This window comes from Citricoccus nitrophenolicus (assembly GCF_047305825.1).
GTDB lineage: Bacteria > Actinomycetota > Actinomycetes > Actinomycetales > Micrococcaceae > Citricoccus > Citricoccus nitrophenolicus.
Genome location: NZ_CP063070.1, coordinates 1,214,165 through 1,236,439 on the forward strand (window position 1 = coordinate 1,214,165; position 22,275 = coordinate 1,236,439).

Annotated in this window: 24 protein-coding genes; 9 read left to right on the forward strand and 15 right to left on the reverse strand. The window is 69.3% G+C overall.

Translation table 11 applies throughout. The features are described 5' to 3' along the window. Window positions 1-56: 56 nt before the first annotated feature. From IMT31_RS05585 to IMT31_RS05610, 6 genes are all read left to right on the forward strand, one after another. On the forward strand, window positions 57-497 hold the full coding sequence (locus tag IMT31_RS05585) for a PLD nuclease N-terminal domain-containing protein (protein ID WP_345360392.1): 441 nt from the start codon (window positions 57-59) through the stop codon (window positions 495-497). A 61-nt stretch (window positions 498-558) separates the two neighbouring features. Next, complete coding sequence (locus tag IMT31_RS05590) at window positions 559-897, forward strand: DUF6507 family protein (RefSeq protein WP_345360389.1); 339 nt, start codon at window positions 559-561, stop codon at window positions 895-897. A 10-nt stretch (window positions 898-907) separates the two neighbouring features. Next, window positions 908-2,911 (forward strand): alpha/beta hydrolase, encoded by a 2,004-nt coding sequence (locus IMT31_RS05595; protein WP_413544046.1) that lies wholly within the window; start codon window positions 908-910, stop codon window positions 2,909-2,911. 5 nt (window positions 2,912-2,916) lie between these two features. After that, entirely contained in the window at window positions 2,917-3,555 is a 639-nt protein-coding gene (locus IMT31_RS05600) for a hypothetical protein (protein WP_345360383.1), read from the forward strand. Between the two features lies 1 nt (window position 3,556). Further along, window positions 3,557-3,787 carry a hypothetical protein gene (locus IMT31_RS05605; protein ID WP_413544047.1) on the forward strand — a complete coding sequence of 77 codons (231 nt, stop codon included), beginning with the start codon at window positions 3,557-3,559 and terminating at the stop codon, window positions 3,785-3,787. 45 nt (window positions 3,788-3,832) lie between these two features. Continuing rightward, on the forward strand, window positions 3,833-4,429 hold the full coding sequence (locus IMT31_RS05610; RefSeq protein ID WP_413544048.1) for a hypothetical protein: 597 nt from the start codon (window positions 3,833-3,835) through the stop codon (window positions 4,427-4,429). Between the two features lies 1 nt (window position 4,430). On the opposite strand, the gene ccsB is transcribed toward IMT31_RS05610, so the two are convergent. The 5 genes from ccsB to IMT31_RS05635 all read right to left on the reverse strand — a co-directional run bounded on the left by ccsB (window position 4,431) and on the right by IMT31_RS05635 (window position 9,528). Then, window positions 4,431-5,558: a c-type cytochrome biogenesis protein CcsB gene (gene ccsB, locus IMT31_RS05615; RefSeq protein ID WP_413544049.1), complete on the reverse strand. Its 1,128-nt coding sequence runs from the start codon at window positions 5,556-5,558 to the stop codon at window positions 4,431-4,433. A gap of 3 nt (window positions 5,559-5,561) precedes the next feature. After that, window positions 5,562-7,271: a cytochrome c biogenesis protein ResB gene (locus tag IMT31_RS05620; RefSeq protein ID WP_378109377.1), complete on the reverse strand. Its 1,710-nt coding sequence runs from the start codon at window positions 7,269-7,271 to the stop codon at window positions 5,562-5,564. A 14-nt stretch (window positions 7,272-7,285) separates the two neighbouring features. Continuing rightward, window positions 7,286-8,068 carry a cytochrome c biogenesis CcdA family protein gene (locus IMT31_RS05625; RefSeq protein WP_345360368.1) on the reverse strand — a complete coding sequence of 261 codons (783 nt, stop codon included), beginning with the start codon at window positions 8,066-8,068 and terminating at the stop codon, window positions 7,286-7,288. An 8-nt stretch (window positions 8,069-8,076) separates the two neighbouring features. Next, on the reverse strand, window positions 8,077-8,766 hold the full coding sequence (locus IMT31_RS05630) for a TlpA disulfide reductase family protein (protein WP_345360365.1): 690 nt from the start codon (window positions 8,764-8,766) through the stop codon (window positions 8,077-8,079). 93 nt (window positions 8,767-8,859) lie between these two features. Further along, complete coding sequence (locus IMT31_RS05635) at window positions 8,860-9,528, reverse strand: histidine phosphatase family protein (RefSeq protein WP_345360362.1); 669 nt, start codon at window positions 9,526-9,528, stop codon at window positions 8,860-8,862. 80 nt (window positions 9,529-9,608) lie between these two features. Here IMT31_RS05635 and IMT31_RS05640 point away from each other — a divergent pair, with 80 nt between their 5' ends. Continuing rightward, window positions 9,609-10,298 carry a hypothetical protein gene (locus IMT31_RS05640; protein WP_413544050.1) on the forward strand — a complete coding sequence of 230 codons (690 nt, stop codon included), beginning with the start codon at window positions 9,609-9,611 and terminating at the stop codon, window positions 10,296-10,298. A 21-nt stretch (window positions 10,299-10,319) separates the two neighbouring features. On the opposite strand, the gene IMT31_RS05645 is transcribed toward IMT31_RS05640, so the two are convergent. The 5 genes from IMT31_RS05645 to IMT31_RS05665 all read right to left on the reverse strand — a co-directional run bounded on the left by IMT31_RS05645 (window position 10,320) and on the right by IMT31_RS05665 (window position 13,237). Then, window positions 10,320-10,970 carry a redox-sensing transcriptional repressor Rex gene (locus IMT31_RS05645; protein ID WP_413544051.1) on the reverse strand — a complete coding sequence of 217 codons (651 nt, stop codon included), beginning with the start codon at window positions 10,968-10,970 and terminating at the stop codon, window positions 10,320-10,322. Next, on the reverse strand, window positions 10,967-11,248 hold the full coding sequence (locus IMT31_RS05650; RefSeq protein WP_345360353.1) for a glutaredoxin family protein: 282 nt from the start codon (window positions 11,246-11,248) through the stop codon (window positions 10,967-10,969). The genes IMT31_RS05645 and IMT31_RS05650 overlap by 4 nt, the downstream gene beginning before the upstream one ends. 110 nt (window positions 11,249-11,358) lie before the next feature. Next, on the reverse strand, window positions 11,359-11,457 hold the full coding sequence (locus IMT31_RS05655; RefSeq protein ID WP_009882927.1) for a 30S ribosomal protein bS22: 99 nt from the start codon (window positions 11,455-11,457) through the stop codon (window positions 11,359-11,361). A 149-nt stretch (window positions 11,458-11,606) separates the two neighbouring features. Beyond that, complete coding sequence (locus IMT31_RS05660) at window positions 11,607-11,798, reverse strand: helix-turn-helix domain-containing protein (RefSeq protein WP_345360350.1); 192 nt, start codon at window positions 11,796-11,798, stop codon at window positions 11,607-11,609. A gap of 179 nt (window positions 11,799-11,977) precedes the next feature. Then, a complete protein-coding gene (locus IMT31_RS05665) occupies window positions 11,978-13,237 on the reverse strand; it encodes an acetoin utilization protein AcuC (RefSeq protein ID WP_413544052.1) in 1,260 nt (419 codons plus the stop codon). A gap of 171 nt (window positions 13,238-13,408) precedes the next feature. On the opposite strand from IMT31_RS05665, the gene IMT31_RS05670 reads away from it, so the two are divergent. Both IMT31_RS05670 and IMT31_RS05675 read left to right on the forward strand, forming a co-directional pair. Further along, window positions 13,409-14,905: a TrkH family potassium uptake protein gene (locus tag IMT31_RS05670; protein ID WP_413544053.1), complete on the forward strand. Its 1,497-nt coding sequence runs from the start codon at window positions 13,409-13,411 to the stop codon at window positions 14,903-14,905. Continuing rightward, on the forward strand, window positions 14,898-15,569 hold the full coding sequence (locus IMT31_RS05675) for a TrkA family potassium uptake protein (protein WP_345360341.1): 672 nt from the start codon (window positions 14,898-14,900) through the stop codon (window positions 15,567-15,569). The genes IMT31_RS05670 and IMT31_RS05675 overlap by 8 nt, the downstream gene beginning before the upstream one ends. 4 nt (window positions 15,570-15,573) lie before the next feature. Here IMT31_RS05675 and proC read toward each other — a convergent pair whose 3' ends face one another. From proC to IMT31_RS05700, 5 genes are all read right to left on the reverse strand, one after another. Further along, window positions 15,574-16,416: a pyrroline-5-carboxylate reductase gene (proC, locus tag IMT31_RS05680; protein WP_413544054.1), complete on the reverse strand. Its 843-nt coding sequence runs from the start codon at window positions 16,414-16,416 to the stop codon at window positions 15,574-15,576. After that, entirely contained in the window at window positions 16,413-17,258 is an 846-nt protein-coding gene (locus tag IMT31_RS05685) for a sugar phosphate isomerase/epimerase family protein (RefSeq protein ID WP_345361049.1), read from the reverse strand. The genes proC and IMT31_RS05685 overlap by 4 nt, the downstream gene beginning before the upstream one ends. 253 nt (window positions 17,259-17,511) lie before the next feature. Further along, on the reverse strand, window positions 17,512-18,540 hold the full coding sequence (locus IMT31_RS05690) for a Ppx/GppA family phosphatase (protein WP_345360335.1): 1,029 nt from the start codon (window positions 18,538-18,540) through the stop codon (window positions 17,512-17,514). Between the two features lie 19 nt (window positions 18,541-18,559). After that, window positions 18,560-21,355 (reverse strand): type I DNA topoisomerase, encoded by a 2,796-nt coding sequence (gene topA, locus IMT31_RS05695; protein WP_413544055.1) that lies wholly within the window; start codon window positions 21,353-21,355, stop codon window positions 18,560-18,562. A 163-nt stretch (window positions 21,356-21,518) separates the two neighbouring features. After that, window positions 21,519-22,238 (reverse strand): winged helix-turn-helix domain-containing protein, encoded by a 720-nt coding sequence (locus IMT31_RS05700; RefSeq protein ID WP_345360329.1) that lies wholly within the window; start codon window positions 22,236-22,238, stop codon window positions 21,519-21,521. Window positions 22,239-22,275 lie beyond the last annotated feature (37 nt).

Consider the following 22,275-nt stretch of genomic DNA (forward strand, 5'->3'; position numbering starts at 1 on the left):
GTCTACCGGGATCCACCGGTTTAGCCGGGCTGGCACCGGTCCGTAGAATGGTCTGCATGCCCCGCTTCCTGATCCCCCTCGGCATCATCGCTCTCGGCATCATCATCTACTCGCTCATCGAGTGCCTGATGACCCCGAAGCACCAGGTGCGCGCCATGCCCAAGGCCGTGTGGATCGTGCTGGTCATCCTGCTCCCGCTGGTCGGTGCCCTGCTCTGGTTGTTCCTGGGCCGGCGTCGTGGTGCGGCCGGGGCCAGCGGTCCCGGCTCCGGCCCGGCTCGGCCGGTACGCCCGCAGTCCCCTGATGACGATGCGGCCTTCCTGCGCCAGCTCGACATGCAGCGCAAACAGCAGTCCCGGCAGGCCGAGCTGGACCGCCGCGAGGCCGAGTTGAAGGCCAGGGAAGCCCGGGAGGCGCGTGGCCTGAAGGACAACGGCACCGGCGAGCCCGGCGGGTCCAACACCCCCAAGCCCGACGGCGGCGCGGACCCTTCCTGAGCAGGGCCATGGGGAGTTCTCCCCATGGCAGCATCTGCCCCACCGCTGCAGGGTGGAGGGCGTGGGATACGAGATCAAGCCGGAGACAGTGCACGCCGCCCTCGTGCGGGTGGCCGGTGACGGACAACAGCTCGACACTGCCTCCCGGAACACCCAGACGGCCGGGGAGGCCCTCTCCGGTGCCTTCGGCACGGCCAGCGAGGCGGAGTCGGCCTTCTCCGGGTTCTGGTCCAACCGCTCGGACACGGGCGAGCGGATCGCCAACATCCTGATGCACCAGGCCTCGTGCGTGGCCGATGCCGCCGACGCCTTCATGGAGGGCGACACCACCATGCAGCAGCAGGGACAGACATCGGTGGGCGCCATCACCGAGGTGGCTCCGCCGGACACGGAAGACTGAGGTACACCCCATGAGCCTGCCCGCCCTGGGGACCTACCCCGACGCCGAGGCCAGTTGGACCACCCTGACGGAGAAGGCCGCGGACCTGAAGTCCGAGTCGAAGAGCCTGCAGGAGGCCATGGACGGGGCCCGGACCTCCTGGCGGGGACTGGAATCCGGATACCAGCACCCCGACACCCAGGAGCAGGTCTGGACCGCTCTGGACGATCTGGTCCCCCATGCCGAGGACTGGGCCAGCGCGCTGTCCTCCGCCCAGGACGCCGTCGACGACTTCGTGGAGACCGGCAAACCACTGCAGACCGAGCGGGAGGCCCTGGACACGGCCAAGCCCGGGCTGTCCTCCCGCCGTAGCAGTGCGCTCTCCTCGGATGACGAGTCGCTGGTGGAGGAGGTTCGCACGGACATCATCGCCTTCAACGAACGGGCCTCCGCACTCACCACGGACTGGGAGACGGCCCAGGAGACCCTCTCCACCGCGCTGGCTGCCATCAGCATCGGCACCACCGAGGGTCTTCCTCTCGTGACCGGGCACCGGGACTCGGACACCGGCGTCCAGGACTGGTCGAAGATGACCAGTGGATTGGACGAGAAGTTCGGCGAGATCGACCCGGACGTGATCTGGAAGGACCTCAAGGGGTTGGACGAGGACGAGCTGCGGGACTGGCTCGAGGCCAACCCGGAGGCTGCCCGGGCCCTCGCGGAGCACCGGTGGGAGGACAACCCGCCGGCCGGCACCCCGGAGTCCATCATGGATGCGGCGATGGACGGTGACGCGCACCTGACTGAAGACGGCATCAAGGGAATCCAGGAGGCCTGGCTGAGTCTGTCCGACGCCGAACGGGAACGGATGGCGCTGCTCTACCCCGGCGTGATCGGCGTCCTCAACGGCGTGCCACTGGCCACCCGCGGCCAGACCAACCAGATCACGGTGGCCGGGCTGCGGGAGCAGACCGCTGAGACCCTCGCCGAGCACCGGGAGAACAGGCCGCAGAACGCTCCGGGGAATGCCTACGAACGGGGGCAGTGGGAGGACGAGCTCGAACGCCTCGAGACCGTCCAGGACGGGTTGGATCAGGCCTGGGACGCCTACGGGCGCGAGCAGTTCCCCTCGAACCCCGAGGCGCAGCCCGGCTACACGACTCTCTTCGTCTCCACGGCGGGCAACGGACAGATCGCCACCATGCGCGGCACTCCGTCGGCCAACACGGAGCGGGTCGCCACGTTCATTCCCGGCACCTCGACGACCATCGCCTCCGTGGACGGCTACAACCAGAAGCTCGACACCATCGACGGGCCGACAGACCCCGAGGGCACGGTGTCCATCTACTGGGCCGGGACCGATTTCCCTCAGTCATTGGTCGGTGACAACAAGGACTCGACGTTCAACGAACAGGGCGCGCCCCTGCTGGCGGCCTTCGACCACGCCGCAGACCTGGACATCCCCGCGTCCGCACGCACCACGGCCATCGGGCACTCTGCCGGCGGGTCCATGCTGGGGACCGCCGAGCGCGGGCCGGAGGGCCTGACCTCGGACAACATCGTCTACGTGGCTCCTGCCGGCCAGGGCCATGAGGTGGGCTCCCCCGCGGACACCGCGAATCCAGATGCGAACCGCTACTGGATCCAGACCAACTACGACCGGATCCGCCATGCCCAAGACCTGGGCGGCGGCGGCCACGGCCCGTCCTGGTGGGAGGGTTCGGACATCGACGGCGCCATGGGTGCCACCCGATTGGAGGCAGGCTACCTGAACAACGGGGACGTGATGGGCAAGGACGACGGCTTCGCCGGCGGCCACTCGGACTACTTCGAACCCGACTCCACGTCGGCGCTGAACCTGGAGGCCCTCATCCACGGAGGGGACTCTGAGGTCGTCCTTTACCACGAAAAGGTAGACGATCCCGGGCCGAGCGCGTCCACGACCGATCCCATCGTGGACCGGCAAGATGAGCTCTCCGGCGGCGGGAATTGGGACGAGGACCAGCTCGCCACGGTCGGCGATCTGGAAGACTGACGACCATGCGAGCACGCAATATCATTCGACTGACGACTCCACTGATCCTGGTCGGAGGCGTGTTGGGACTGGGAGGGTGCATGAACAGCCAGGACGACGACAACGTCGAGGCCACAGCGCAGCACGGAGAACAGGTCGTGGCAGAGATCCCCGGACTGGCACGAGCGTTCGGTCAGGATGCGGTCCCCCAGCTCCGGGAGGTGAGCTGCACCTCCAGCCCGGACCCGGAGACCGCCTCCCGGAACACGCGCTGGCGGGCTGCCACCGGTACCACGGTCTCCTCGGAGCAAGAGGCCCGGGAACTCACGGATGCCGTGAAGAAGCACGCGGAGTCAACGGGGTGGGTGACACAGGAGAGCGATGCCAGCCACCCAGGCCTCGAGCGGCTCTATATGGCCACCTTGGACGATCTCACCCTGACCATCAATGCGAACAACCGCGGGGGCAGTCCGGAGGTCAGGTTGGCAGTGGTCTCGCCCTGCCTGGAGAAGCCGGATGGCCACACCATGACGCGGTCCGAGTTCGACTCCATGTACGGCTCATCGGATCCCCTCTACCCGAATGACGACCGCTCGAAGTTCACCAACGGCGAGCCCAAGCCCCTGCCGGACTCACCTGACGACTCAACTGCCGCAGATCACTGAAATGATGCTCTCCGCCGGACACGGGCAACAGATCGGGGATTCCCTGTCTCTGAGCATCTACTCCCCGTGTCTGGAGATGCCGAAGGGGCACACCAAGAACCGCTCCGGGCTGGGCTCCATGTACGGTTCATCCGACCCGATGTACCCCTACGACGACCGCTGGAAGTTCACCAACGGCGAGCCCAAGCCCCTGCCGGGCTCACCTGACAACTCACCTTCCGAAGGCAACTGAATACATGCCCTCCCACCACCTCGGCATCCCAGAAACGACCCATCCGTGAGCCCCAGATGGCACCGCGCGTCCATGGCGTGCGCCGGCATCGGCCTGTTGTTCCTCACCGGTTGCGGACTACAGGAGAGACAGGAGAACGAGGAGCGCTCCGCCGGGTACGGGCGGCAGATCGAGGAAGACCTGCCGTCGCTGGTTCGCGCGGCCGGCTGGGACTCCATCGGCGCGTTCGCGGAGAACAGCTGCCTCGGATACGCGGCCCCGGAAAAAGCTTCCCGGGAGACCCATTGGACCGCCGCCTCGGGGCGAGTGGGGGTCTCCGAGGCCGACGCCGGCCAGATGGCGGAGCAGGTGCAGCGGGCCGCAGAGGCGGCCGGCTGGACCTCGAAGGAGGGCAACGGGCCCCACGGAGATCGCCTCTACGGAGCGTCCAAGGGCGACATCACCCTGAACGTGATCTATCGGTCCGGAGCCGGTGAGCCAGCGTTGAGCCTCAGCCTGAATTCGCCGTGCCTCGAGATGCCCGCCGGGCATGTCATGACCCGGTCCGGGTTGGACCCGATGTACGGCTCCTCGGACCCGATGTACCCGGAGGACGACCGTTCGAAGTTCACCAACGGCGAGCCCAAGCCACTGCCGGAGTGACCTATTCCGGGATGCCGGCGTAGGAGTGCAGACCCGGGAAGTACGTGTTGACGATCGTGAAGTTGAAGACCAGGCACGCGAAGCCGATGATGGACAGCCAGGCGGCGCGGTCCCCGGTCCAGCCGCGGGTCGCGCGGGCGTGCAGGTAGCCGGCGTAGACCACCCAGATCACGAAGGTCCACACCTCCTTGGTGTCCCATCCCCAGTAGCGGCCCCAGGCGGCCTCGGCCCAGATGGCACCGGCGATCAGGGTGAAGGTCCACATCACGAAGCCCACGGCGTTGATGCGGTAGGACCAGTTCTCCAGGCTCAGCGCGGAGGGCACCAGGCGCATGAAGGCGGGCCGGCCGTCTCTCCCGGCCCGGATCGTCGCCTCGCGGCGGTGCTGGAGCAGCTGCAGGACGCCCATGGAGAAGGTCAGGGTGAACAGGGCCGAGGCCAGGACGGCGATGGAGACATGGATGACGATCCACGGCGACTGCAGCGCGGGCTGCAGGTGCGCGATCGGGGTCGGGAAGCCCATGGTGGCCGCGGCCATCATGATGACCACGAGCCCGGAGACGAACGTGCCCAGGAAGCGGATGTCCTTGCGGATCAGGAACAGCAGGTAGACGGCGGCGACCAACAGTGCGCCGGTGGTGCAGAACTCGTACATGTTGCCCCAGGGCACCCGGTGGGCCGCCACCCCGCGGGCGATCACGGCGAAGGCGTGCAGCAGCACGCCGATGACCATCAGGGCCACGGCCACGTTGGCGGCAGGGCGGCGGGTGGCGCCCAGGTAGGCCATGTCCTCATCCACGAGTACCGGCTCGCCCGCGCTCGCCCCGGTGCCGGCGCCCCGGCCCCGGCCCCTGACGGGCACCGTGGTGCCGGTCCCGCGGGAGGCGGGTGCCGCCGTCGGACCCGATGCCTGCTCCGCGCCCACCGACCCGGCCCCCACCAGTTGTTCCCGAGGTGCCTCGGACTCGGTTCCGGACTCCGCGGCCAGTTCGGCCTCGAGCGTGCGGATCGTCTTGGACGAGGTCGCCATGTCGATGGCGAACACGATGAAGGCCGCGGCGTAGACCAGCGCAGCGATCAGCATGAACAGGTCGCTGTAGCTGGCCAACTGCAGGTTGATGGACTGCATGGGTTACTCCGGTCGATTCTGGGGGGTTGAAGCGGTGGATGAGGTTGTGGTTGCCGAGTTCTCAGCCTCGGTCTCGGGGGCCACCACGGGCCAGGCCTTCTCGAACGCGCGCCGCAGGCTCACGTTCTCCTCGCGGAGCCCGAAGTCCTCGCCGCGGGCGAGCAGTCCGTACTCCACCATGGTGGACCCCTCCGGTCCGGTGGCGCTACGGACCCAGGCACGCCGGCGGCGCACGAACAGGCTCACCACCAGGGAGACGAGCGCCAGGACGGAGAAGAAGCCCACGCCCCACTTGCCCGGATCGTAGTGGATGTCCAGGCCCACGTAGCGCTGTACGCCGTCGAAGCTGATGGACCCCTTGCCCTGGGGCAGGTCGTAGGACTCCCCCGGCTTCAGGGTGATGCCGCCGGACTCGAGGTTGCGATTGTTCAGTTCCGTCAGCTCCTCGGTGTTCAGGACGTAGACGTTCTGCGGCTCGCCGCCGTCCAGGCCCAGGTCTCCGGAGTAGGAGTTCAGGTTCAGCTCGGGGCTGTACAGCTCCGGGTCCACCGAGACGGCCACCCCGTCCTCGCCCGTATAGGCGGTCGGCAGGAAGAAGCCCACGAACCCGAGCTGATCCGGCTGGGCGTCGGGGGCCTTGATGACCATGAGGGAGGTGTAGAGCTGATCCTGGACCTGCGCCACCACGGGCCCCTGGAAGGCGATGTCCCCGTTGCCGTCCCGGACCGTGACCTCCGGGGCATAGCCGTTGCCCACCAGGTAGACGCGGGTGCCGCCGATGTCGAAGGGGTGGTTGACCTTGAGTTCCTCCTGCCGGGGCTCACCGCCGGTCCCGTCCTGGACGGTCATGTGGGCGGTGAAGTCCAGCGGCTGGCCGTAGTGGGTCTCGGACTCGCGGTCGAACTCCGCCTCGAAGCCGTCCAAGGTCATGGAGAACGGGGCCAGTTGGTCCTCGGAGAAGGCGCTGCCCGGGGTGAAGGAGTCATAGGCCACCAGCGTGTTGGCGAACCCCTCCCCCTCCACGATGATCTTCTGCCCGGAGTAGCTGAGCAGCCCGCCGACGGCCATGAAGGCCAGGACGCCGATCAGGGAGATGTGGAACAGGAGGTTGCCGATCTCCCGCACGTAACCGCGTTCGGCGCCCACAGAGGCACCATCTGCCTCCTGGCGGATGTCCGTGCGGTAGCCGCGCTTCTTGAGGATCCGCGCGGCTTCCGCCACGGCGTCGGCCGGAGACGGACCGGCGGGCTCCAGGACCACCCGGCCGTACTCGGGCAGACGGGACAGTCGGCGTGGGGTCCGCGGCGGGGCGGACCGCAGATCCCTGGCGTGTTTGATGGCTCGGGGGAACACGCAGCCGATCAGGGAGACGAACAGCAGGATGTAGATCGCGGAGAACCAGACGGAGGAGTAGACGTCGAACATCTGGAACCGGTCCAGCCACTCCCCCTGGACGGGATGGTCCTCGAGGTACTGGTTGACGATCTCCGGGCCGGCCGGCCGCTGCGGGAACAGCGAGCCGGGCACGGCGGCCACGGCCAGCAGCAGCAACAGCATCAGGGCGGTGCGCATGGACGTCAGCTGGGTCCAGATGAACCGCAGGGTGCCCCAGAATCCCAGGGACGGGAGTGCGACGTCCTCGCGCTGGCGGTTGTTCCGCGGTCCGCCCGATTCGGCGCCGGACTGGGCCTGCTCCGCGCGGCTGGCCCTCACGTTGTCTTCCTGGCTCAAATCGGCAGCCTCACTTCATTGGCGAACCAGGTCTGCAGTTGCAGGACCCAGTCGTTCCACAGTCCGGAGACCATCAGCGCACCGAGCACGATCAGCAGACCGCCTCCGGCGCGCATCACGGCCACTCGGTGGGTCCGGAAGAATGTCAGGGCCCCCATGCCGCGGCGCAGCCCGAGGGCGATCAGCAGGAACGGCAGTCCCAGGCCCAGGCAGTAGACGAAGGCCAGGAACGCGCCCTTGCCCGGATTGGTGGAACCGGCGGTGGACATGGCGAGGACGGCAGCCATGGTGGGACCGATGCAGGGGGCCCAGCCCAGTCCGAAGGTGACACCGAGCACGGGGGCTCCCCACAGCCCGGCCTTCGGCCTCGCATGCAGCCGGCGGTCCTGCTGCAGGAGGTTGAACCCTCCCATGAACACCACGCCGAGGATCATGATCACCACGCCCAGCCCCCGGGTCAGCCACTCGCCGTCCCCCTGCAGCCAGATGGTGATCTGGGAGAACACGATGCCCACGAGGACGAACACCGCGGAGAAGCCCAGCACGAACAGTCCGATGCCGAGGAACATCCGGCCGCGCCGCTGGTCCTGGAGGTCGGCCCCCGTCAGCCCCGTCACGTAGCCCAGGTAGCCCGGGACGAGCGGCAGCACGCAGGGCGAGAGGAAGGAGACGAGCCCGGCCAGCAGGGCGATGGGGGTGGCCAGCAGCAGCGAGCCGTCCATGACGATCTCGGCGAAGGGGTTGTTGACAGCCGTGGCGGTGAGGGTGGCCTGCAGCATGGGGCGGCTCAGGCCTGACCGCCGGCCGAGGCCTCGGAAGGCTCCTCGGCTGCCGTGGAGATCAGGGATCCGAGCGTGGACCGTTCGGCCACCCCGAGGATGCGGGCCGAGACCCGGCCCTGACGGTCCAGGACGATGGTGGTGGGCACGGCCTGCGGTGGTACATAGTCCGTCATGGCCAGCAGCACCTGACCCCCGCGGTCCTCGAGGGAGGGGTAGGTGATGCCGAAGTTGCGCTCGAAGGCCTCGGCGGTGCCGGCGGTGTCCCGGACGTTGACCCCCATGAAGCGGACGCCCTGCGGCTCCCACTCCTCATGGAGTGACTGCAGGTCCGGGGCCTCCACGCGGCACGGCGCACAGGCGGCGTACCAGAAGTTCAGCACCACGGGGCTGCCCGTCCAGTCGGCCGATTCGACCTTCTCGCCGGTGAACGCGGTGGAGGTGAACCGCACGGGCTCCCCGCGATCCTCGGGGGCCACCTCCAGCACGGAGCCGTCCCCCGCGATGTAGTTCTTGCCGTCAGCGTTGCCGGCCTGGGCAGCCAGCGGATCCTCAGCCGAGCATGCCGCCAACAGCGGCACCGCGGCCAGGCCGGCGAGCCCCGCCAACACGTGCCGACGGCTCGGCCGGGCGCCGGAGGCCGGGACGGCGAAGGCTCCGGTGCTGCGTGGTCTTCGGGGGTGCTGCGGAACGGTCATGAGGGCTCGTGATACTCCAGGGGAGGATGGGCGTCCGTTGGATTCTACCGCCTGTAGTAGAAGTGGGCGGAATCGCGGGATACCGCGGTGGGCTCAGGCGCCGGGGAGGTTGGAGGCCTGGGCCAGCAGGGCCGCATTCGGTTCGCGGTACTGGACTCGCGGCGCGGCACCGTCCTGCTCGAAGTGCAGCGAGGTGACGGACGTCAGGGTGCACTCGCGCTGGCGCGGGTCATGCCACAGTGGCCGGCCCTCGGCCGAGAGGCGGGTCACCCAGATGGGGAGCTGGTGGGACACGACGACGGCCTCGGCGCCTTCGCCGCCGAGCTCCACCGCACGGTCCCGCACCCGGGTGATCCCCTCGACCATCCGCGCCACCTGGGACCGGTAGGGCTCACCCCAGGACGGGCGCAGGGGGTTGATCAGGAAGGGCCAGTGCCGGGGCCTCCACAGCTGACGGGACACCCGCGCGGCGCCTTCGAAGTGGTTGGTGGCCTCGATGAAGCGGTCATCCACCCCGGGCTCGAGGGACAGCGCGTGCCCCAGGGGTGCTGCCGTCTCCCGCGCCCGCTGCAGCGAGGAGGAGACGAGCAGCACCGGGGTGCGGCCCGAGGCCCGCGACTCCCCGGCGAACCAGTCCCCCAGATCCGAGGCCATGCGGTGCCCGAGCTCCGAGAGTCCGTAGCCGGGGATGCGGCCGTAGAGCACCCGGTCCGGGTTGTGGACTTCACCGTGGCGGACGAGGTGGACGGTGGCGTGAGGCATAGGACCATACTGTCAGAATCGGACGCTAGCGTTGGACGGGAGCCCCGCGTCCGCCCGATCCCTTGGAGGAGAGACACGCCATGACTGATCACCACCCCGAGCAACCCGGCAACGAACCGAACGACCGCCCCCAGTACGGGATCCGGCTGACACCGGAGCAGCAGGCCGAGCACCAGGCCCGTCTGGAAGAGGCACGGCGGGCGCGCGAGACGCAGCAGGGTCAGCAGGGACAGTCGCCCTATGGCCAGCCCCCACAGGGCCAGCCCCAGCCGGGACAGCAGCCCTACGGCCATCCATCACAGGGAGCCCAGCAGCCCTTCGGGCCGATCGAGAAGCCCCAGACCATCGATCGCTCCTACTGGCTGATCATCGCGGCAGGCGTGGCGTTCCTCATCACCGAGCTGATCTCCCTGCTCTCGCCCAACCTGGGCCTGACCCCGGAGATGATGGACGCCTACCGGGAGCAGATGGACGCCGCGGGCGTCAGCGGCGTGGACCTGGAGTCCATGTTGCCCGCGGTCCGCGTGGTCTCCGTGGTCTTCACAGCCATCCTGGCCGGCCTGTACTGGCTGATCGCCACGGGCATCCGCCGCGGCTCCAACCTCGCCCGGATCTTCGGCACCATCCTCGCCGTGCTGTCACTGCTCGCAGCCTTCGGCCCCGGCTTCGTCTACGTGGCCCTGGGCGTGGCCGGCCTGGTGTTCGCCTACCTGAAGCCCTCCAGCGAGTACCTCCGCGCCAAGGCGTGGGAGAAGGCCATGCGCCGCTGACACGGCTGCAGAACCCCCTGGCTACGGCCGCAGTTCAGCCTGATGGAAGGCCAGGATCTGCAGCTCGGTGGACAGGTCCACGGCCCTGACGGTCACCCCCGCCGGCACCGCCAGGTCCACGGGGGCAAAGTTCAGCAGGCCCCGGACACCGGCAGCCACCAGCCGGTCGGCCACCGACTGCGCCGCCTCGGTCGGCACGGCCAGGATCGCCAGTCGCGCAGCCGCGGCGGTGACGGTCTCCTCCAGCTCGTCGATCGGCTGGACCACCACTGCCCCGCGCCGCTGCCCGATCAGGCGCGGGTCGGCGTCGAGCACGGCACTCAGGCGCAACCCCCGGTCCGCGAAACCGGCGTAGCCAGCCAGCGCAGACCCCAGGTGACCGGCGCCCACCAGGACCACGGGCTGGTCCTCCATGAGTCCCAGGGCCCCGCTGATGGCCTGCTGCAACGTCGCCACGGGGTACCCCACTCCGCGGCGGCCCAGTTGCCCGAGGCCGGCCAGGTCGCGCCGCAGCACCGCGGGGCTGGACCCGGTGAGCCGGGCGAGTTCTGCCGAGGACACCCTGACGGCGCCGGACCCGGCCAGGGTGGACAGCGCCCGCAGGTAGCCGGGCAGCCGGGAGACGGTGGGTCGCGAGAGCCCGGCCCCCCGGACCGGGCGCGGATCACTCACGCGCGCCCCGCCGTCAGCAGCCGCTCAAGCCGGGAGGGGTCGATGCGCCAGAAATCCCGCTGGACGCCGTCCACCAGCAGCACGGGGATCTCCTCGGCATGGCGTTCGGCCAGTTCAGGATGATGGGCCACATCCACGCTCCGCCACGCCACGCCGAGCCTGCCGCACACCTCATCCACCACGGTCAGGGCGTCAGCGCACAGGTGACACCCGTCCTTGACGAGGAGTTCGACGGGAACTGGGGGCTGGGAGGAGCCACGGGGCTGGGCGTCAGTCATCGGCTCCATGGTAGGCGCGTCACAGCGCATCCGTGTTAAAAAGCCCCGGGACCATCCTGCCTTGCGGCGGGACGGTCCCGGGGAGGTTCAGCACCTCGTACGGTGGATGCCTACTTCTTGTTGCGGCGCTGGTGGCGCGTCTTGCGAAGCTGCTTGCGGTGCTTCTTCTTGGACATACGCTTACGGCGCTTCTTGATGACTGAGCCCATAGGGAAACCTCTTAAGTGGTTGGTGGAACGGCAACAGGCGTCCTTTGCCGATCCGCAGATCTGTGGTCAAAACGATCCCTAACACCTTACCCTGACGGCGGGCGTGGCGACGAACCGGGACCGAGGGCCGCCCCGGAGGGCTGGCCGTGTCAGCTGCTGCTGCCGTCCGTTCCGGTGGCACGCAGGTCCGTGGAGCCGGCCTGCAGGATCTGCTCGACGGCGGATTCAGGGACGCGATAGGACCGTCCGAAGCGCACGGCCGGGAGTTCACCGGCATGGATCATCCGGTACACGGTCATGCGGGACACTCGCATCATCTCGGCCACTTCAGTGACCGTCATGAAGCGGGTGTCCGCGAAATTACCGGCATCTACCACGTGCGTTCCCCTTTTCCACTGCCCTGGCATGTTCTGACGCACTCTGCGCCCGCCGCGCCAAGCATGGCTTCCTCGGACATCCTATCGAATACTCGGCGCACTCCCGCCACGGGAGGCACACCTACAGAGCATACAACGGCGTGTCAGTCGAACCAGGGGTCAAGTCCATGGTAAGGGAAGATCTCCTTGCGCGTCGCCATGATCGTCTGGTCCACGGCGTCCGAGGGGTCATATCCCACCTCCCAGGAGCGCCACCAGACGTCCACCCCGTCAGACATGGTGGCAGGGATTCCGTCCAGGCCGTCCTCCGGCCCCAACCCGGCGGCCTGGGCCGCGTACTCCCTCCACTCCGCGGGGATCGCGGCGCCGGCCTTGACCGGCTGTCCTGTCGCCGCGGCCACCAGGTGGGTCCAGGTCCGGGGCACCACGGAGAACGGGCTGTACCCCCCGCCCCCGGTGGCCAGCCATCGGTCCCCTGCGTAGTCCCGAGCCCAGTCGGCAGCGTCCAGGGCGAGCTGGCGCTGGCCCTCCACGGACATCCGCAGGTTGGTCAGCGGGTCGGTATGGTGCCCGTCGCACCCGTGCTGGGTCACCAGCACCTCCGGCCGGAACGCCTGGAGCAGCTGCGGGACCACGGCGTGGACGGCGCGGAGATAGCCGGAGTCCGCCGTCCCGGGGGGCACCGCCACGTTGACGGCCGAGCCGAGGGCCTGAGGTCCGCCGGCATCATTGGCGAACCCGCTGCCTGGGAAGAGGGAGACCCCGGTCTCATGGACGGAGATCGTCAGCACCCGGGGGTCGTTCCAGAAGATGGATTCGACGCCGTCGCCGTGATGGGCGTCCAGGTCCACGTAGGCCACCCGCTCGGCGCCCAGGTCCAGCAGCCGCTGGATCGCGGCGGCGCAGTCGTTGTAGATGCAGAACCCACTGGCCCGTCCCCGAGCGGCGTGGTGCAGGCCGCCGGCGAAGTTCACCGCGTGCCGCACCTGGCCGGTCCACAGGGCCTGGGCGGCGGACACCGAGCCGCCGAGGATCCGGGCGGAGGACTCGTGGATGTCCGGGAAGACCGGGTTGTCCTCCGTGCCCAGGCCGCGTTCCAGGTCGGCATCCCGTTCGCCCGTGCTGACGGCGCGTACCGCACGGATGTACTCGGGGTCATGCACGGAGGCCAGCAGCTCGTCCGAGGCCACCTCCGGCGTGAGCAGCTGCACCCCCGGCCGGTCGAACAGACCGAAGGCCGCGGAAAGCCGGTAGGTCAGGTCCAGTCGCACGGGCGCCATGGGATGGGCCGCGCTGAACCTGTACTGCAGCAGGGCGTCATCCCAGACAACGGCGGCGGAGCCCAGGGGGGCCGCCTCGCCGCTGGGCGCGGGGCCGAGGGATCCTTCAGGTGTGGTGGTCATCACCGCCCAGACTATGCTTCCTTCGGCACCAGAGGGCAGCGAATGGCAGCGGATGACGTCACGGCGCCGGCCCGGAATGGTGGATGATGGGGATCGGCCGGGCGCCCGCCGCCAGGCCGGAGGTCCGTGAGACAGGCCATGAGGCGGAAGAAGGGACGTGAGGCAGCAGGCATGAGGCGGCAACAGCGCACCCCCAGCCCCCTGCCCCGGTGGCGGGCCGGCAGAAGGATCCCGACTCCGTCATCCGCCCCCGTCACCCGCGCACCGTCGGCGGACCGCCGGGCCCTCGTCCCGCGCGTCGGGCTCCGCGGCGTGACCCAGCGCGTGCGGGGCTTCATCTCCGGGGTGGCCGGTGCCTCGCCGGCCCGAACGGCACTGCTCGCCTTCGCGCTCGTGATCCTCGTCTTCACCGCGCTGCTGTCCCTGCCCTTCGCCTCCCGGGACGGCCGCGTCACCGCCTTCCACGACGCCCTGTTCGTGGCCGCCTCCTCCGTGACCGTCACCGGCCTGACGCCGGTCAACACCGCCGAGCAGTGGAGCTTCGCCGGTCAGCTCGTGATCCTCGTGGCCATACAGATCGGCGGCCTGGGCATCCTCTCGATGGCGGCGCTGCTGACCCTGGCCGTCTCCAAGCGCCTCGGCGTGCGGTCCAAGCTCATCACCCAGGAGGGCATGAGCACCGGCCGGATCGGCGAGGTGGGGTCCCTGCTGCGCGTGGTGGTGGCCACCACGCTCCTCTTCGAGCTGGCCCTCGCCGTGGTGCTCATTCCGCGGTTCACGGCGCATGCCGGGTCCCTGGCCGAGGGAGTGTGGCACGGGATCTTCTACTCCGTGTCCGCGTTCAACAACGCCGGTTTCACGATCCACGCGGACGGGCTGGGTTCCCTCCTGCAGGATCCCTGGATCGTGTGGACGATCACCGCGGGCGTGTTCGCCGGGGCCCTGGGCTTCCCCGTGGTGATGGTGCTGCTGAAGCAGCGGTGGAAGTGGTCCCGGTGGAACCTGCACACCAAGCTCACCGTGACCACCACCGTGGCCCTGGTGCTGGGCGGCGCCCTGCTGATCGGGCTCTTCGAGTGGTCCAACCCCGCCACACTCGGCCAGTACGGGGTCGGAGAGCGGATCCAGTATTCGCTGTTCGGCTCCGTGATGACCCGTTCCGGCGGCTTCGCCGTCTATGACGTGAACGAGCAGTATGCCGAGACGTTGCTGCTGACGGACGCCCTGATGTTCGTGGGCGGTGGCTCCGCCTCCACTGCCGGCGGCATCAAGGTCACCACTCTGGCCGTGATGTTCCTGGCCATCGTGGCCGAGGCCCGCGGTGACCGCGAGGTCACCACCCACGGGCGCACCATCGCCCCCGGGTCCCTGCGCGTGGCCATCTCGGTGCTGGCGCTCGGCGCCACGCTCGTGCTGGTCAGCACCATGGCGCTGGTGGCCATCAGTGGAGAGTCCCTGCAGCGGCCCCTGTTCGAGGTGCTCAGCGCCTTCGGCACCTGCGGGCTGACCACCGGGCTCACCGCAGAGCTGCCCCCCGCGGGCAAGTACGTGCTGACCGCCCTGATGTTCGCGGGCCGTGTTGGTACGATCACCTTCGCGTCCGCGCTGGCCCTGCGTCAGCGGCGTAACCTGTTCCGGTACCCCGAGGAGAGGCCGATCATTGGCTGAGAACCGTCCGGATCCCCACGCCCCGGTGCTGCTGATCGGCCTGGGCCGCTTCGGCACCGCCGTGGGCGAGCAGCTCGTCACCCAGGGACGCGAGGTGATGGCGATCGAGCGCGACCCGACACTGGTGCAGAAGTGGGCCGGTGTGCTGACCCACGTGGTGGAGGCCGATGCCACCGACCTCGAGGCGCTGCGCCAGCTCGGTGCCCAGGAGTTCGCCACCGCCGTGGTGGGGGTGGGCACCTCGATCGAGTCCTCCGTGCTGATCACCGTGAACCTCGTGGATCTGGGAGTACAGCACATCTGGGTCAAGGCCATCACCCCGGCCCACGGCAAGATCCTGCGCCGGATCGGCGCACACCACGTGATCTACCCGGAGCACGACGCCGGGGTGCGCGCCGCCCACCTGGTGGGCGGGCGGATGCTGGACTTCATCGAGTTCGACGACGACTTCGCCATCGTCAAGATGTACCCGCCCACGGAGGCGGTGGGGTTCACCCTGGCCGAATCGGACATTCGCGCCAAGTACGGCGTGACGATCGTGGGGGTGAAGACCCCCGGCGAGGACTTCACCTACGCCCAGCCGGACACCACCGTGGGCCCCCGGGACACCCTGATCGTGTCCGGCCACACGGACCTGCTGGAACGCTTCGCCGCGCGCCCCTGAGTGGCTAGGACCCCCCGTACTCCTCGCTGATGGCCCGGCCGCGGTCCGCGGAGGCCTGCATCCCACGGGCGATGATCCCGGCCAGGTCAGCCGCCAGGAACGAGTCCACGGCCGCCTCGGTGGTGCCGTTCGGACTGGTGACGGCCTTCCGCAGCGCGGCGGCATCCGTTCCCGGCTCGGCCAGCATCCGCCCGGCGCCGGCCACCGTGTCCCGAGCCAGCTCTGCGGCCAGATCCGCGTCCAGCCCCATCCTCTCTCCCCCGGCGGCCATCAGCTCGGCGAGGAGGAAGGCGTAGGCGGGCCCGGAGCCAGAGACGGCTGCCACGGCGTCGATCTGCTCCTCCGCCACGCGGTGCACCGTGCCGGAGCCGGCGAAGAGCCTCGTGACCGTGTCCAGGTGTTCCTCGGTGACAGCGCTCCCGGCGGCCATTCCGACCACTCCCCGGCCCACGGTCAGCGGCGTGTTCGGCATGGTCCGCACCACCGGCTGCTCCGCCGGCAGGTGGCGTTCCATGGCCGCCAGCGGGATCCCGGCCGCCACGGACACCACCACGGTCCCCGGACGCAGGGCGCCGGCGACCTCCCGGCACAGGGCCAGGATGTCCTTGGGCTTGACCCCCAGGAGCACGACGTCGGCCCCGGCCGCAGCGTTGCGATTCGCCTCGGGGTCGACCTCGGTGGCGGTCACAGTGACGCGGAATCGCTCCTCCTGCCGGCGCGCATTGGCAGCCGAGTGGCCAGTGGCGCACACTGACTCCGGGGCCGTCCCGGCGGCGAGCAGGCCGGCGAGGATGGCTCCGTTCATGCTCCCGAGTCCGAGCAGGGCGATGGTCGGTGCGGCAGTCATGCTGTGGTGCTCCTTTCGGCCGCCTCGACCGCACGCGCGGCCCCGGCAGCAAGGTGGTTCCGGGCGAACTCGAGAGAGTAGATCAGCATCTCCTCGCGTTCGCCGGCGTACTTGGTCTTCCGGGTTCCGACCTCCACGCAGACGGCCCCACCCCAGCCGATCTCCCCGAGGTACTCGATCGCGGCGGCCACGGGCTGGTCCCCGTCCCCGGGCAGCAGGTGCTCGTCCTTGCCGTTGGCGGTGCCGTCCGTGAGGTGCACGTGCTTGAGCCGCTCGCCCAATACGGCAAAGGCATCCAGCGAGTCCATCTGGGCGATCGCGGCATGGGAGAAATCCCAGATCACATGCTCGTAGCCCTGCGAGATGGGATCCCAGTGGGGCAGGTACATCTTGGCCTCGCGGCCGCCGGCCCGCCACGGGTACATGTTCTCCACGCAGATCATCACCCCGGTGGCGTCCATGATCTCGCGGATGCCCTCTGCGAAGCCGGAGGCGTAGTTGCCCTGCCAGCGGAAGGGCGGGTGCGCCACCACCACCTCGGCGCCCACCTCCCGGGCCAGCTCGGCACTCTTGGCGATCTTGTTCCAGGCCGAGCCCCAGACCTGCTGGGTGAACAGCAGCGTGGGGGCATGGATCGAGTGGATCGGCATCTGGTGCTGGTCAGCGAGACGGTTCAGCCTCACCGCGTCCTGGGACCAGGAGTTGTGGGTGACCATGACCTCCACGCCGTCATAGCCGAGGTCTGCGGCCGTGGCGAACACGTCCTGGGTGCCCAGCGGAAAGACCGAGGATGAGGACAGGGTCACCGGGACCTGCCGTGGCTCCTGGTCCATCGAGGTCATCGGGTCCAGGGCGGGACGCCCGGCCCCGGACCGGCCGGGTTCCAGCGCGGCCGCCAGCCTGCCGGGGCCCAACGCAGGGTGGGCGGTGCCACCCAGGGCTGCCGCGGCGCCTTCCCGGACACCCGCCGGGCGGCAGTCGCGCTCTGCCTCGACGCCGCCCCAGGGACCGGTCCGCGCAGGATCCGCCGGACGGCCCCCGCTGTGCCCTGTGGAGTTTCCGGCGCTCTCGGTGTGCTCAGAGTCCTCAGCGTGCTCAATCACTGGTCACCCCCACGGAGAAGCCCGGCAGCATCGGGTCCGGATTGAGGACCACGTTCCCGACGCCCGGAATGGTGTCCTGCCCCAGAAGGCCCTCCTGGACCAGGGCGTCCAGCCTACGCATGATCAGCCCCTCGCGCAGCGCCCAAGGGCAGATCTCCAGCTGGTTGACCCTGAACTGCTCCATGGCGGCCTCGGCCACCATGCCTCCCGCGAGCATCTGTGCAGCCCGCACCTCGGAGACCCCGGGCAGTCCGGCCCGTTCCTTGGCCGTCATGGCGGCCATCCGGTTGACCCACAGGCCCAGGTCCTCGCGGCGCAGGTGCCGCTTGACGAAGGGCCCCTCGGCCAAGGGGGCGGCCCCCGTGATGCGGGCCAGGGAGCGGAAGGTCTTCGAGGTCCCGGTCACCAGCACGGGTGAGGTCATCGGCGGGAACCCCGCAGCAGCCTCCGCGATGGTGGCCTTGATGTGCTTGCGCAGCTTCTTGATGGACTTCGGCGTGGGCGGGTCCGCGGGCAGCCAGTCCCGGGTCAGCCGGCCGGCGCCCAGGGGTATGGACACCGCGTGACTGGGCAGCTCGTCCGTGCCATAGGCGATCTCGAAGGAGCCCCCGCCGATGTCGAAGTTCAGGATGGAGCCCACGTCCCAGCCCTGCCACCGGCGCACCGCGAAGTAGGTCATCGCGGCCTCCTGGTCCCCGGAGAGCTCGGTGAGGTACACCGAGGTCTCCCGGGTCACCCGCTCCAGCACCTCCGCGCCGTTGCCCGACTCGCGGATGGCCGAGGTGCAGAAGGCGATCATGTCCTCGGCTCCGTTGGCCACCGCGAACGTCACGGCCTCCTTGATGAAGGTCACGAGCGCATCCTGCCCGGAGGCCCTGATGTGGCCCTCGGCGTCCTGGTGGTTCAGCAGGGACAGGGATCGCTTGTGGTCCGCGTAGGCGGAGGGACGTGCACCGGGGTGCGCGTCCACCAGCAACAGGTGGACGGTGTTCGAGCCGATGTCCAGGACGCCCAGACGCATGGTCTGCCTTCTTCTTCCGCTACTTCTTGGCCGACTTGGCGGGGGCCTTGCGAGCCGCGGGCTTGCGGGCCGGCTTCTTGGCCGGCCCCTTGGCCCGCTTGTCCGCCAGCAGCTCGTAGGCCTGCTCGGCAGTCAGGGACTCCGGGTCCATGGCCCGTGGCACGGTGATGTTGGTCTCCCCGTCCGTCACGTACGGTCCGAAGCGGCCGTCCTTGACCACCACCTTCTTGCCCGACGTCGGGTCCTCACCGAACTCGGCCAGCGGCGGTTTCGCAGCCCCTCGCCCGCGCTGCTTGGGCTGGGCGTAGATGGCCAGCGCCTCCTCCAGCGTGATGGTGAAGATCTGCTCCTCGGTCTCCAGCGAGCGGGAGTCCGTGCCCTTCTTCAGGTAAGGGCCGAAGCGTCCGTTCTGGGCGGTGATCTCCGTGCCCTCCGCGTCCTGACCGACCACCCGGGGCAGGCTCATGAGCTTCAGGGCGTCCTCGAGGGTGACCGTCTCCAGGGTCATGGACTTCAGCAGGGAACCGGTCCGCGGCTTGACCTTGGCCGGCTTCTTCTTCGGTTTGGGCTTGCCGTTCTTGTAGTACTCCGTGGGCTGGGCCTCCATCCAGGCGGCCAGCTCCTCCTCGGTCATCTCCTGGATGACCTCGGTGACGTACGGCCCGTAGCGGCCGTCCTTGGCCACGATGCTCCGACCGGTCTCCGGGTCGGTGCCGAGCGCGACCTCGGACGGGCCGGCGGTGGCGAAGATCTCCACGGCCTTCTCGGCCGTCAGCTCGTCCGGGGCCAGGTCCTCGGGAACGTTGGCCCGCTCCGGGTCGGTGCCCTCCGGGGACTCCGCCGGGAGATCCTTCTCCAGGTAGGGGCCGAACTTGCCCACCCGCAGGGTGATGCCGTCCGCCACCGGGATGGAGTTCACCGCCCGGGCGTCGATGTCCCCCAGGTTGTCCACCACGGACTTGAGCCCCTCTGCGCCCGACTCCGCGCCGAAGTAGAACGCCTGCAACCAGGCCTCGCGCTCGAGCTCGCCGGCGGCGATCCGGTCCAGGTCGTCCTCCATGCGTGCCGTGAAGTCATAGTCCACGTAGGTGCCGAAGTGCTCCTCCAGCAGACGGATCACGCTGAACGCGGTCCAGGACGGCACCAGCGCATTGCCGCGCTTGGAGACGTAGCCGCGGTCCATGATCGTGGAGATGGTGGGGGCGAACGTGGATGGGCGGCCGATCTCCCGCTTCTCCAGCTCGGCCACGATCGACGCCTCGGTGTAGCGCGGGGGCGGGGAGGTCTCGTGCCCGGAGGCGATGACATCCTCGCCGGTGAGGGCCTCACCCGTGGCGACCTCGGGCAGGCGCTTGTCCTTGCCCTCCTGCTTGTCAGACTCCCCGTCCTTGCCCTCCTCATAGGCGGCCAGGAAGCCGGGGAAGGTGATGACGGTGCCGGAGGCGCTGAAGCCGGCTGTGCGGCCTGCCATGTCCCCGCCGGTCTCCAGCGCGGTGCCGGAGAGCTTGACGGTGGCGGTGTAGCCCTTGGCGTCGGCCATCTGTGAGGCGATGGTGCGCTTCCAGATCAGTTCGTAGAGGCGGAACTCATCAGCGCCGAGTGATCCGGAGACCTGCCCGGGGGTCCGGAAGGAGTCCCCCGCGGGGCGGATGGCCTCGTGAGCCTCCTGCGCCGAGTCGTTCTTGGACGTGTACACGCGCTTGGCCTGCGGGACGGACTCGGGGCCGTAGAGCTCGGTGGCCTGGCGGCGGGCCGCCGTGATGGCCTCGTCCGAGAGGTTGACCGAGTCAGTACGCATGTAGGTGATGTAGCCGTTCTCATACAGGCGCTGGGCCACCTGCATGGTCACCTTCGAGGAGAACCGCAGTTTGCGGGAGGCGTCCTGCTGCAGCGTGGAGGTGGTGAACGGGGCAGCCGGGCGGCGGGTGTAGGGCTTGTCCTCCACCGAGTCGACCGTGAAGGTGGCCCCCTGCAGGCCGGAGGCGAGCGCCGTGGCGGTGGCCTCGGTCAGGGTGGCGACCTTGCCGGCGGCGGACTTCTTCAGCTGGCCGCGGTCGTCGAAGTCGCGGCCCGTGGCGATGCGCTGGCCGTCCACCGTGTTCAGCCGCGCGGTGAAGGACTCACCGGCGCCCTTGCCCTCGTCGGCCGTGAAGGTGCCGTCCAGATCCCAGTAGGACGCCGGGATGAACGCCATCCGCTCGCGCTCGCGCTCCACCACCAGTCGGGTGGCCACGGACTGCACGCGGCCGGCAGAGAGGCCCTGGCGGACCTTGCGCCACAGCACCGGGGAGATCTCGTAGCCGAACAGGCGGTCGAGGATGCGGCGGGTCTCCTGGGCGTCCACGAGGTCGGCGTCGATCTCCCGGACGTTCTCCAGGCCGCGGGCGATCCCCTCCTTGGTGATCTCGGTGAAGGCCATCCGGTAGACGGGGACCTTCGGCTTGAGCTCCTGGAGCAGGTGCCACGCGATGGCCTCGCCCTCGCGGTCGGCGTCCGTGGCGAGGTAGAGGGCGGAGGAGTCCTTCAGCAGGCGCTTCAGGTCCGCCACACGCTTGCGCTTGTCCGGGTAGACCACGTAGTAGGGCTCGAAGCCGTTGGTGGTGTCCACCGCGAAACGACCGTACGGCCCCTTCTTCATCTCCGCCGGCAGGTCCGAGGGCTGCGGCAGGTCCCGGATGTGGCCCGCCGAGGCGTCCACCACCCATCCCTCGCCCAGGTACTTGGCGATGGACTTGGACTTGGCAGGGGACTCCACGATGACCAGTTTCGTTCCGTCACCGGAGGACGTGGTCTTCTTGGACGTCTTCTCGGACACTCAGGCTCCTATTCGTCGCCGGACGGGGATGTCCACCGGGCCCGGCTGGCCCGGCGGATGGCCGCCTTCAGGTTCCAGGCGGACCGCCCGGTGCCCTACCAATGTAACGGCACCACGGGACCGGTCCCTGACGCAGGCCGACTTTCCCCGCCGATGAGGCCGTTTACCGGGGTTCCGAGGCAGGGTCCGCCAGCACCGAGACGAGGTAGTAGACACGCTCGGCGTCCACGGAGCGTTCCGAGGCAGGGTTGAGCTCCTCGAACTCGTCGATCAGCGCGGTGAGCCGCCGCTGGAACTCCGCGCGCTGCTCCGCATTGACGAAGACCATCCCCGTGGACAGCACCGGCGGGCGCGGCCCATCCGGCGCACCGGAGTGGCCCTGCTGGCTCGTCTCCCCGTCCAGGGCGGCGTTGTCATCCTGGGCAGCGGCCACCGCGCGCTCAGCAGCCTCCCGCGCCTCCTGGTCCTCCGCCTCGCGCCGGGCCACCTCCTTCATGATCCGGTCCCGGAAGGTGTTCAACTGCACGTCGATGAACGCCTGCTTGGATGCCGGGGAGTGGTTCAGCGAGTTGACCAGCAGCGAGTAGCCGGCGGCCTTCCAGCGCCGCTCCCGCCCGTCCCCCTCGGACGGCGACCGCTCCACGAATCCGTACTTCTCCAGGGCTCGCAGGTGATAACTCATGGCCGAGGGTGTCAGGCCGCACCGGGAGGCCAGCTCGGTGGCCGTGCGGGTGGACTGCGAGGCGAACAGCTCCTCGAGCGCCTCGAGCCGCGCTTCGTGGGCCAGCGCCCTGATGGCCTGGGGGTCCGAGATGACCACCGGCGTCCGGGCGCCCGGCGCCGTTCCGCCCCCGGAGGTCGGAGCGGTGTCTTGTTCAGTCATGGATAGAGATTCTAGGCACTTCTTTCACAATTCGGGT